The organism is Pseudomonas sp. HAR-UPW-AIA-41 (assembly GCF_002304225.1).
In the GTDB taxonomy this organism is placed as follows: Bacteria; Pseudomonadota; Gammaproteobacteria; order Pseudomonadales; family Pseudomonadaceae; genus Aquipseudomonas.
Genome location: NZ_NSLB01000004.1, coordinates 312,019 through 322,972, shown reverse-complemented (window position 1 = coordinate 322,972; position 10,954 = coordinate 312,019). Strand labels below are relative to the sequence as shown.

The following is a 10,954-nucleotide window of genomic DNA, read 5'->3' as shown; positions in this document are numbered from 1 at the left end:
TGTCGGGGGCACTCTAATTTCCTCCTGTTTGCGCCTGTCCGAGACTTCCATGCACATCAAACTCGCCAACCCCCGTGGTTTCTGCGCCGGCGTCGACCGGGCTATCGAGATCGTCAACCGTGCCCTGGAAGTATTCGGGCCGCCGATCTATGTGCGTCACGAAGTGGTGCACAACAAGTTCGTGGTCGAAGACCTGCGCGCCCGCGGCGCCGTGTTCGTCGAAGAGCTGGATCAGGTGCCGGACAACGTTATCGTTATCTTCAGTGCCCATGGCGTTTCCCAGGCGGTACGTCAGGAAGCCGAGCGGCGTGGGCTAAAGGTGTTCGATGCCACCTGCCCGCTGGTGACCAAGGTGCATATGGAGGTGGCCCGTTACAGTCGTGACGGCCGCGAATGCATACTGATCGGCCATGAGGGGCACCCGGAAGTAGAAGGCACCATGGGCCAGTATGACCGGAGCAATGGTGGCGATATCTACTTGGTCGAGGACGAGGAGGACGTCGCCAATCTGGTGGTGCGTAATCCTCAGGAGCTGGCCTTCGTCACCCAGACAACCCTGTCCATGGACGATACCAGCAAGGTCATTGATGCCCTGCGCGCCAAATTCCCGAGCATCGGCGGTCCGCGCAAGGATGACATTTGCTACGCCACGCAGAACCGCCAGGATGCGGTCAAACAACTGGCCGCCGAGTGCGATGTGGTGCTGGTGGTGGGCAGCCCGAACAGCTCCAACTCCAACCGCCTTCGCGAACTGGCCGAGCGCCTGAATACCCCGGCCTATCTGATCGACGGTGCAGAGGATCTACATCAGGAGTGGTTCGAGGGTAAGGCGCGGATCGGCATCACGGCAGGCGCCTCGGCCCCGGAAGTGCTGGTTCAGGGTGTCATTAACCGTCTGCGTGAGTGGGGCGGGGATGTGGCGATTGAGCTGGAAGGGCGGCCGGAGAATGTGACGTTCTCGATGCCGAAGGAGCTGCGGGTGCAGATGCTTTAGGGCTCTACTGCGTATCAATACTTAAGCAGTTGCTTAAAAGGCATTGCTGAAAGGGTCGCACGGAGAGAAAAGGACCTAGCGTTAACTGCCAAGCCATTCTGGCCCAAATAATGGTGTCCACCAAATATTGAGTAGACACCATTAACCTCTGTGCTGTTAATGCAAAACGATACTACATCACTTCCAGCAATCGGCCAGTGTTCCGCTGCCAGATTCTCCTTTAGTGCCTGCTTGATTTAGTGTCAGGTTGCCACACTTACTGTCGGTTTGGGCTGGAGTGGCGGTCAGGGTATAGGTGGTTGCTGAAACGTTACTTATTGCCAGTGTGTACTTGCTGCTACTGGAGTTGTTATTCGCATAACCAAGTTTCGCAGCTGTGTCGGCATAGGTGTTGTTTTGGGCGTAATAGCGCTCCTGGCGTGCGGCGGCATCGTTCAGGAAGGCCTGTCCTTCGCTGCGATTACCGCGCAACACGTATTCTTGGTAGCTCGGATAGGCGATAGCCGAAATAATTCCGATGATGGCCACGACTATCATCAGTTCTATCAGGGTAAAGCCCGCCATATGGCGTTTAAACGGGCTGCTGTGCATCCTCAACCTCTTCTGGTGGTTAATCTTCGGGAATAACTCGCCAGCTTTGACGACCGGAGCTTCCCGGGCCTCCGCTGTACTTGACACCACCGCCCTGGCTTGGCGCGGTGAAAATATCGCCGGTATTGGTAGTAAAGCCGCCGGAGCCGGGTTTTTTATAGCTGGATACCACTGTATTGGTGCCGCCAACCGAGGCCATGTCTTGGTTGCTGATTGTCTTGTCATTATTCAGATCGAATACGTTGTAACGGGTGCGCCCGCCAGTTGTTGCATCCAGTCCGTAAAGCCAAGACTCCACGCCTTCCTGGCAGGGGTTGGAGTTGGGTGTAAGGGTGCTCAGTAGTAGTGTTTTGCCACGGGCCGCCATGGGGTTGATCATCATTTCGCCGGCTCGTGTGCTACCAACCTTGAGATCCAGGTACCACCCCTTCTTGGTTGTCCAGTCCACCGCGTTGTCGCTGACAATTCGAATGCCCTGTACGGCATTGTTGCTGCTGAAGGGGTTGCTAGGCTGCGAAGTGATGGTTTGTTGTTGAAGATTACTGCGGTTCAGCGCTGAGCTTGGAGCAGATGTAGGCTGTCTGCGGGTTTTTTCATCCCAGATGCCATACAGGGTCATGGCGCGGGTGCTGTCCACATTGGCGTCGGTACTTTCGAAATACTTGCCGGTGCCGAATGCCACAATGTAGCCCGTGCCGCTGGGGTGGCGTACCAGGGACGGCGGTGCTGTGATGGCCTGGCTAGTCGCGCCGGAAGTGCGATCGTCGAGTGCTGTGTACAGCGGCCGGCCACCGTAGGCGACTGCGAAGCTGCTTGCGTTGATGTTGCCAATCAGAGTTTTGTTGAAGGGATCACCATTGATTGCTGTGCTCAGGGTTGGTACCAGATCAAAGCGCCACAAGTTGCCCTGAAGGTCGCCGGCATATGCATAATCTGCAATGCCGTCACTGTTGTTGTCGGCCAAGCGTGGCGAGGAAAGGCCATTTGCCACAGTGCTATCACCAGTGACGACCATTTCTTTCTCCATCGCGCCGGTCTCTATGTCCAGCACCATCAGCGAAGCAACATCGGCGGTTGCACCATCCTGATTGCCATAGCCATTTCCGGTGACCACTGCCCACTTGCCGGTATGCAGGCGGGCTATGACCGGCTGTGCGAAGGTGTAGCCAAGGTTGGCAAAGCCTGCATCGCTCGAGCTCTTTTCCCAAAGCAGCTTGATACTGCTTGGGTTAGTGATATCCAGTGCAAAGATCGAGCGTCCGCCCGCCCGCAGTGTGCCGACCAGAACCGTGTGCCAGGCATCGTCGTAATACACGTCGGCCACAGTGGGGGTACCGTCGACGAAGAAGTTGTGCTGACCACCTGTGTATCGTTGAGAAGTCAATTTGTACAGGTTGGGCATTACTGCCCTCGGTACGAATGCGAATGCCTCCTGGCCGGTGTTGACATTAAAGCCGTGTAGCATGCCATCGTTAGAACCTACATAGACCATCGGCGTGCGGCTGGCATTGGCGGTTTTGAACGCCTCATAGTCGCCTGCGCTGCCATCAATCTTGTCAGCCAGATAGCTGATGTATTTGGGGGCGGCCACAATTACTGGGGATGAGTTGACAATGTCTCCGAGTACACTGCTGCGGATACGGAAGGCACCGCTGGCAGAGCCTTCTTGGCTTTGATCGCCGCGAATGTACGCAACCCGCTCGCTGCCACGAGTGTCGGCAGGCGAGGTGCTTGAGTCGAAGTTGCGGTTGAGCATTGCTTGCTCAGCGCTGGAGAGGTTATCCCAGCTAAAGTCCTGCAGGTTATTGGTAGCTGTAGCGCTGTAGAACTTGATATTTCGACTGCTTGGCGTTTGCGCATCCACTTGTGTCTGAGCGCTCCACCTTGCTGTGCGCACACCTGCTTCGCTGATGTTGAATTTGGTCAGATCGCCTGACCAGTCCTCGCTGTTGAATTTGGTTTCGTACACTTCGCGGTTGAGGGCATCCTGAACGATGGATGCGGTCACGCCTGGCGCGCCGGCCGAAGTGGTACGGTTGCTGATGCGGCTGATGATGTCTTGGAAGGCTGTCACAATGGCGTCAGGAGTGTCTGCACTAAAAAACTCCCCGCGGCTGTTCAGGGCCGCATGCCACAAGTCATAGACATTGTTGTCGCTGCCGTCGCCTGCTGCAGGCCATGCTGTGCCTGACATAAGAGCTGAATAGCCGCTACCGCCGTGGGTCTCTCCAGTCCACGGGATACTGGCGTTGTTAAGACTGGCGTTTAGCCCGAGTCCAACCGCAAAAGTTGTCAGGTGTTGCCAGGTGGCTGGGTCATTGCGAGGATCCCAGTATTGAGTGCTGGCTGTAGCATTAGGCGCCTGAATAATCGGCTTCAGGTCGTTAGCTAGGCCAGTACGCGCATCTGTTGCCCAGTAGTGAAAAGCCAAGTCTGCAACAGTGTTGTTTGTAGCGTCGTTATAGGGGGCTAACGGGGTATATGTTGTGTTATCTGGAAGTGTTACAGATGTCTGATCTGGTCTGAAGGATGAAGGGGCACTTGCAGCGTTGTTCCAAATACCATCCGTCATCAGGATGTGATAGTTGGCGCGGCAAGAGTACTCGGGCGTTTGTACCGTGCCGCCGCTTTTGTTTGGGTCATATGCCCATGGGTCGTTGCTGGTGGAGATGTAGTCGCCTGCGCGTTTCATCGCTGCGTGCAGGAATGTTCCGCCGGAGTCGAAGGTGATTGTGGGCAGCCAGTTAAAGTAGTTTCCTCTGTGGGTCTGCGAGAATTTACGAAGCTGATTGCTGTTGCATTCGCTATCTGAACCATCAAATGATGAGCAGGAGTTTCTTAGTGTTTGCCAAGTTAAACGAATGCTGCTGGGAAGCCCGATGAAGGAGATGTTGGCAGCGGTTAGCGTTGCCAGATTGCGTGAACGGTAAAAGGAATACCAGCGAGCAAAATTGGTCTGCTCAGAGCTGCTTACTAATTGCAATCTGTAGCAGTTGTCATTGTTCTTTTGCTGTGATGTATTTGTTGGGCAGTTGTTAAGTGTAGTGTCAAAAACATAGTAGTAGGCTGGGACGCCGGCTTGGCGGGCGTCGCTTGTTACTGTGTAGTTGCTGCCGTCTTTGCTACAGGTCGGAGCTGGCATGTAGCTGGGGGCTGAGATAGTCGCCGTACATGTAGAGCTGTTGATGCGGGTTACTGTGAATGTGAAGTTTCCTTCAGTGAAATCCCGTGAGCCTCCATTGCTCAAGCTTATGTTTTTAGTGGTGTTAAGATAAAAGTCGGAGTCCGGGTTTTCAGCAAGTCGGCTTGAGGTAAAGCTTTCGCCGTAATTTGATCCGCGGCCGGCGGCAGTGTTATATGACCAGGAAACCTTATAGTCGTTGCTGAGGTTTACAAAGCCGGTAGTGGTGTTTGCTAGAAAACCATTATTTGGCGCATTCGTAAAAGTGCTCGTGTACTGAGAGTTACTTGCTGCGCGACTGCCGTCGGTATTGAACTTTACCGGCAAGGTATAGGTAACGTTCGGATTGTAATACATGGGGTTGTAATACGAAGATTTAACTCTGCGTGAGGAGCGCAGGGCCGTTCTATTTGCGTCGCTTTCGCTAATACCTTCAGGGTCATCCGGGACGCGTGCGTAAAACATGCTCCCTGAATTGTCGAGGGTTAATATCAGGTTTGGTGCCACGCTTTCGGAGAGAATCAGGGGGGTCTGCGACGGAGTCAGCAGGGTCGCCTGAGCTGACTGCATGGATACGGCCAGCAATGTTGTGCTGATGGTCAGGCTCAGGGCGGTTTTGCAAGTAAAGAGCATGCCGTTCATGGTTACAGTCCTGCGTCAAAAAGTTTGGCCGTAGTGGAGCGCATCAGCAGCTTTGCACCGGTGTCCGTATGCGTGGCTTGGCTGTTGAGCTCGTAACGGAATACGCCGGTGCCCACCAGCATGCTGCCGTATTCCGGGTTTTCCGATTCGCCATCCTCGCTGCCGGATGGGGCAGGCATGGCGTACCAGCTTATCGTGGTGCCGGGGTTGGCGACTGTGCCATTGGCCGGTTTGTAGGGGCGGGATTTGTTTGCGGTGCCAAACAGCATCGCGTAGCTGTACGCGCCGCCAGTCAGATTAAGCAGGCAGGGGGGCGGGTTCGTGCCGCCTGTGCAGTCGGTTGTGGCGGTCAGTGGAGTGATTGGCTTGGTCACTGAGCTCTCACCATCACGCAGGCCCATTTCGGCACTGGCGCTGACATTCTGTTGCAGGGTGTAGGCGCTCACCAGGCGTGTTTCCAGCGTGGCCTCGCGTGTGCTGGACAGGGCTAGCAGTGTCACCACCAGAAGCATAATCAGGGCGATGAATAGCGCTGCGCCATGTTGTTGTGTGCGCATAGTTGTTTTTTTCATGGCATGAGGTTCCTCAGCATCACGGTGTTTTGCGCTACCTGATACAGGTTGCCCTTGTCAGCTGTTTTCATTGCGGTTACTTGTGCTGTTGTGGCACCGGTCAGGGCAATCCAGTTGGCCAGCGCCGTGTCGGCACTGGTAGCGTCGCGCTGAGTTCCGGCCGTGCTGCGGAAAAGGGTGGTGTAGCGCACGGCCAAAACCGGGGCGGTGGTGCTGGCCTTGACGAAGCTGGTGATGGTTTGCGGGTTGCCTGCACTGCCCACGCCCAGTTCAAAGCGCAGATCTGTCAGGTTGTTGACAACCTCTGCGGCATTGCAGGTCAGGGTCTGGTTAGTGCTGTTGAACTGCAATCGTTCCACCTGCACTGTGTTGGTTTTGGTGTAGGGGGTTGTCAGAGTGTTGTCGATCACATTGCCTTGGCAGTTGCGCTCGGTATGGTCGCGGGGCTGGTAGCGGATGCAGATCTCGCTGGTCGAGACAAAAAGCACGCTCTGCCCTGCTGTTGTGAATGTGCAGCCGCCTGCAGTTACGGCCTTGAATACGTCGTCACTGGATTCATCTGGGCGCCGTTTGTAGCCAGCCTTGGCGATGGTTTGTTGAAGGAATATCTGTGCGTAACGTGCGCTTTCCTGATTGCCGCTGAGATTTTGCTGAAATGCGTAGGACCGCTTGTTGTCGATGTAAATCTGAGTCACGCCAAGGATCAGAAAGGTGCTCAGCAGCAGGGCAATCATTAGTTCGACCAGAGACAGTCCGCGTTGTCTGTTTGGGAGCATGGCAGGCCTCAGATTTCCGAGCGCAGTCGGTAGGTGCATTTGGTGTTGGCGTTGCTGCTGTTGTCGGTGCTTTCAAGGCACTCACCGGCCTTGGTGGTCCAGGCCACCTGAATTTCTATCGCCGAGCCGTTGTTGGCACAGGTGCCGGGTGTCGCAGTACGGCAAATGTAGAAATCACTGGTGAGCAAGCCGCTGGCTCCCGGCAACAGGCGGCTGGCGCGATCCGCCCAGCATGCCAATTGTTCGCTGGTGGTAGTGCTGGTGCTGGCGCAGCCGCCACTTGGCAGTCCCGGGAATGCCGTGCCGCTGGCTTTGTAGAAGCCTGAACTAGCAGGCAGGCCTGCCGGATTGGCGCGGATCAACTCCATCAGGTCATTGGCCAGAGCTGCTGCCGTATTGCGCTGAACGCTGTCCTGCGTATAGCTGAGAGTTTTGCCCTGAAGGGCAACCATGCCGAGTATCCCGACAGTAATGAGTAGCAGGGTTACCAGGATCTCGATCATGCTGAATCCGTTGGCTTTGTTCATGGTCAACCTCATGGTGTGCAGGAAGCTAGGGCGTTGCCTGCTACATCTGTTTTACCTTTGGCCAGCAGGCGGATGTTTCCGCTGGCTTCAACGGTCAATTTGTAACCGTTGGCAGCATCGCTGCCTTTGCAGATGATCAAAGTTCTGATGCTGCCCGCAGTGCCTGTCGAAGTGAAGGTGATAGGCAGGGCGCTACTGCTGCTTCTCAGGGTCAGGTCGGTTGGTATCACGAAGTTGCGAAGTTCTGTGCCGGCACAGACATCGCTGCTTGTGCTTTTGCTGCGAACTGTCCATGTGCCAGAGCTCTCGCAGACAACGACGGAGGAGCTTTTCTCTGCTGCCAGGCTGCGCGCGAACTGCAGCAGGCCGGCCAATTCGTTGCTGGCGCCTTGAAGTTTGTTGCTCTGCATGAATGAGCTGAAACTCGGAATGGCCACGGTGACAAAGATGCCGAGTACTGCCAGTGCAATCATTAGCTCGACGAGGGTCAGTCCTCGCTGGTGGTTTGCTTCGTGCATGGTGAAACCTCACTTTTCTTAGTTGCATCATGCCCAGATATCCTCGCGTTGTCGTGACGGGGTGGATAATTGGATGGGAATGCAGGATAACCGGTCAGCGGCAGCGAATATCGGCCGTTTGGGTGGGCTCCATTCCGTTGACAATGCGTGCGCGTCCCTGGCGATTGATGACTAACTGATGTAGTACCTCATCATTGTTGGAACAGATCAGAAAGCGCCCGTTACCCAAGGGGGTAGTGCCATCCGGGTGAAAGCGAATGCGTTGGGTGGCGCCTTGCCACAAGAGGTTGGTTTTCGCTGGCAGGCGTTCAGCAAGAAAGGGTAGGGTGGCTCCCGGATAACGTAGCACCCAGCCGCTGTGCCATTGGTTGTCACAGTTAACTCCGTCGGATGAACCGCAGATTTCCACGTCCCTCTGATGCAGAGCGCTGTGCATTCGAGCCTGTGTTAGGTGTCCGGCAATCAGTTGAGTGAGAGCCAGGCTGCGTTGTGCTTGTAGAAATGCAGCGAAATTGGGCGCTGCCCACATGCCAAGCAAGCTGATAAGACTCAGGGCGATGAGTAGTTCGTTAAGGCTGAAAGCGGCGGAGTTTCGTAGTTTTCTCATGGTAAATAATCCCTTTTGAAGTGGCCGTCCTGGCTGCTCTTGGTGTAGCTGGCGGTGTAAATCTGTCAATTGTTTTGCGGATGAGTGAGCAGATGTCTTGGGATGTGTTGGTGGTGGGTGGTGGAGTCAATGGTTTGCTTACCGCATTGGGGTTGGCTAGGGCAGGGCGGCGGGTTTGTCTGTTGGAGCGTCAGGCGCTCGGACGGGAGTCCTCTTGGGCTGGTGGTGGGATCGTTTCGCCGCTGTATCCGTGGCGTTACCCTCCAGCTATATCGGCTCTTGCAAGCTGGGGGCAGCACTATTACCCGCGCCTGGCTGAGCAGTTGCTGAGGTTGACTGCCGTTGACGCTGAGGTTTTTGTCAGCGGTCTGTACTGGTTGGATTTGCCCGATGAGGCGGAACTCAAAGGTTGGGCCTGCGAGCAGGGAGTGGAGCTGGAACTCTTTGCCGGTGGCGAGCTTAGAAATAGACTGCCTGCCTTGGCCCATGATTACCTCCAGGCGCTGTACTGCCCTGCGTTAGCCAATGTGCGAAATCCTAGGTTGCTAAAGGCCCTGAAGCTGGCAGTCCTGAAGCAACCAAGTTTGGTTGTGCAGGAAAACACTTCGGTAAACAGGTTTTTGCTGGGTTGTTCCGGCATCCGTGGAGTTGAGACTCAAGCAGGACCTTTGCTGGCTGATAAAGTTGTCCTAACCGCCGGCGCCTGGAGTGGCGAGCTGCTGGCAAAGCTCGGTCTGTATCTGCCCGTCGAACCGGTCAAGGGGCAGATGATCCTGTACAAGTGCGAGCCGGATTACCTTCCTGCCATGGTGCTAGCCGAGGGGCGTTATGCCATTCCTCGGCGCGATGGCCACGTGCTGGTGGGCAGCACGCTGGAGCATGTCGGGTTTGATAAAACGCCGACCGGGGACGCGCTGGCTAGCCTCAAGGCGTCTGCCGAGAGAATGCTGCCGGGCTTGGCGCAGCGCGAGGTGGTCGGCCATTGGGCTGGGTTGCGGCCTGGCTCGCCGGATGGGATTCCCTTTATCGGTGAGGTGCCTGAGTTGCCCGGGCTGTGGCTCAACTGCGGGCACTACCGCAATGGTCTGGTGCTGGCGCCGGCATCCTGTGAGCTGTTGAAGAATCTCATGCTGGGCGAGACGCCGATCGTTGATTCGGCGCCTTACTCGCCGGCGGGGCGACTCAGGGCTTTGTGACGGGCAGCGATCAGTCGATGCCCAGTTTCTTCAGGCGGTAGCGCATTGAGCGGAAGGTCAGGCCGAGGCGCTCGGCTGCGGCGGTGCGGTTCCAGCGCGTTTCTTCCAGGGCCTGCATGATCAGCTTGCGCTCGACTTCTTCGAGGTAGTCTTCTAGGTTGTCGATCTGTGCCAGCGAGGCCTCGCCGGAGGCGGCGCTGCAGCTGGCCTCACTCAGGCGCAGGTCATGCGGCTGGATCAGGTCGTTTTCGCACAGGGTGTAGGCACGCTCGAGCATGTTTTCCAGCTCGCGCACGTTGCCGGGAAAGCGATAGCTCTTGAGCTTTTCCAGGGCTTCGGGGGTCAGTCGGGCGGGGCTGAGTCCGCAGGCGTCGGCCAGTCGCTTGAGGGTGACTTCTGTCAGCAGCGGGATGTCTTCGCGGCGTTCGCGGAGTGGCGGTACGCTGAGTTCGATGACGTTCAGGCGGTAGTAGAGGTCCTGACGGAAGCGTCCGGCGGCGACCTCTGCGGCCAGGTCCTTGTGGGTGGCGCTGAGGATGCGCACATCAACCACCACCTCCTGCTGACCGCCAACGGCGCGCACGGCCTTTTCCTGAATGGCCCGTAGCAGCTTGACCTGCATCGGCAGTGGCAGGTCGGCGACTTCGTCGAGGAATAGAGTGCCGCCATTGGCAGCCTGGAACAGGCCCTGCTTGTCCTCGACGGCGCCGGTGAAGCTGCCTTTCTTGTGGCCGAAGAATTCGCTTTCCATCAGCTCGGAAGGAATGGCGCCGCAGTTGACAGGAACGAAGGGGTGCTCGCTGCGCGGGCCCTGTTCGTGGATCAGGCGGGCCACCAGCTCCTTGCCGCTACCCGACTCGCCGGAGATGTACACCGGTGCCTGGCTGCGGGCCAGCTTGGCGATTTGGTTGCGCAGGGTGCGCATGGGCGGAGCGTCGCCGAGCAGACGGTGGTCTACCGGTGCGTCTTCGCTGCTCGGATTGCCCAGGCGCAGAGCTGTGCCGACCAGTTCGCGTAGGCGGGTGAGGTCGACCGGCTTGGTCAGGAAGTCGAAGGCTCCGGCCTTGAGGGCGTTGACGGCGGTGTCAAGGCTGCCGTAAGCGGTGATCATGGCGACCGGCAACTGGGGGTGGCGCTGCTGGATGAACTGCACCAGCTCCAGGCCGGTGCCGTCGGGCAGGCGCATGTCGGTCAGGCACAGATCGAACGGCTCGCGGGCCAGCCATTCGGCGGCTTCCTTGAGATTGCGGGCGCTGCGGGTGTCGAGCTTCATGCGCCCGAGGGTAATTTCCAGCAGTTCGCGAATATCGGGCTCGTCGTCGACGATCAGGGCTCTCTGGCGACTCATGT

At 57.0% G+C, this 10,954-nt stretch carries 10 protein-coding genes; 2 read left to right on the top strand and 8 right to left on the bottom strand.

Features of this window, described 5'->3' with window-relative positions:
* Positions 1-49: 49 nt before the first annotated feature.
* Complete coding sequence (gene ispH / locus CK486_RS10745; protein ID WP_095940287.1) at positions 50-994, top strand: 4-hydroxy-3-methylbut-2-enyl diphosphate reductase; 945 nt, start codon at positions 50-52, stop codon at positions 992-994.
* Between the two features lie 177 nt (positions 995-1,171).
* On the opposite strand, the gene CK486_RS10740 is transcribed toward ispH, so the two are convergent.
* The 7 genes from CK486_RS10740 to CK486_RS10710 all read right to left on the bottom strand — a co-directional run bounded on the left by CK486_RS10740 (position 1,172) and on the right by CK486_RS10710 (position 8,408).
* Positions 1,172-1,585 carry a type IV pilin protein gene (locus CK486_RS10740; RefSeq protein WP_095940286.1) on the bottom strand — a complete coding sequence of 138 codons (414 nt, stop codon included), beginning with the start codon at positions 1,583-1,585 and terminating at the stop codon, positions 1,172-1,174.
* A 19-nt stretch (positions 1,586-1,604) separates the two neighbouring features.
* Complete coding sequence (locus tag CK486_RS10735; protein ID WP_218192099.1) at positions 1,605-5,408, bottom strand: pilus assembly protein; 3,804 nt, start codon at positions 5,406-5,408, stop codon at positions 1,605-1,607.
* 2 nt (positions 5,409-5,410) lie between these two features.
* The gene (locus CK486_RS10730) at positions 5,411-5,980 is read right to left on the bottom strand and encodes a PilX N-terminal domain-containing pilus assembly protein (protein ID WP_256574404.1); all 570 of its coding nucleotides are present in this window, start codon (positions 5,978-5,980) and stop codon (positions 5,411-5,413) included.
* Positions 5,977-6,756, bottom strand: coding sequence for a PilW family protein (locus CK486_RS10725; protein WP_095940284.1), 780 nt, complete (start codon positions 6,754-6,756; stop codon positions 5,977-5,979). Before CK486_RS10725 ends, CK486_RS10730 begins: the two co-directional genes overlap by 4 nt.
* 8 nt (positions 6,757-6,764) lie before the next feature.
* The gene (pilV, locus tag CK486_RS10720) at positions 6,765-7,283 is read right to left on the bottom strand and encodes a type IV pilus modification protein PilV (protein WP_095940283.1); all 519 of its coding nucleotides are present in this window, start codon (positions 7,281-7,283) and stop codon (positions 6,765-6,767) included.
* An 8-nt stretch (positions 7,284-7,291) separates the two neighbouring features.
* Positions 7,292-7,801, bottom strand: a complete 510-nt coding sequence (locus CK486_RS10715) for a GspH/FimT family pseudopilin (RefSeq protein ID WP_095940358.1) — start codon at positions 7,799-7,801, stop codon at positions 7,292-7,294.
* A 94-nt stretch (positions 7,802-7,895) separates the two neighbouring features.
* Positions 7,896-8,408 (bottom strand): GspH/FimT family pseudopilin, encoded by a 513-nt coding sequence (locus tag CK486_RS10710; RefSeq protein WP_095940282.1) that lies wholly within the window; start codon positions 8,406-8,408, stop codon positions 7,896-7,898.
* Between the two features lie 92 nt (positions 8,409-8,500).
* Between CK486_RS10710 and CK486_RS10705 the strand changes: the two genes are divergently transcribed.
* Positions 8,501-9,604, top strand: coding sequence for an NAD(P)/FAD-dependent oxidoreductase (locus CK486_RS10705; protein ID WP_371915496.1), 1,104 nt, complete (start codon positions 8,501-8,503; stop codon positions 9,602-9,604).
* 10 nt (positions 9,605-9,614) lie between these two features.
* Here CK486_RS10705 and CK486_RS10700 read toward each other — a convergent pair whose 3' ends face one another.
* The gene (locus tag CK486_RS10700; protein ID WP_095940280.1) at positions 9,615-10,952 is read right to left on the bottom strand and encodes a sigma-54 dependent transcriptional regulator; all 1,338 of its coding nucleotides are present in this window, start codon (positions 10,950-10,952) and stop codon (positions 9,615-9,617) included.
* Positions 10,953-10,954 lie beyond the last annotated feature (2 nt).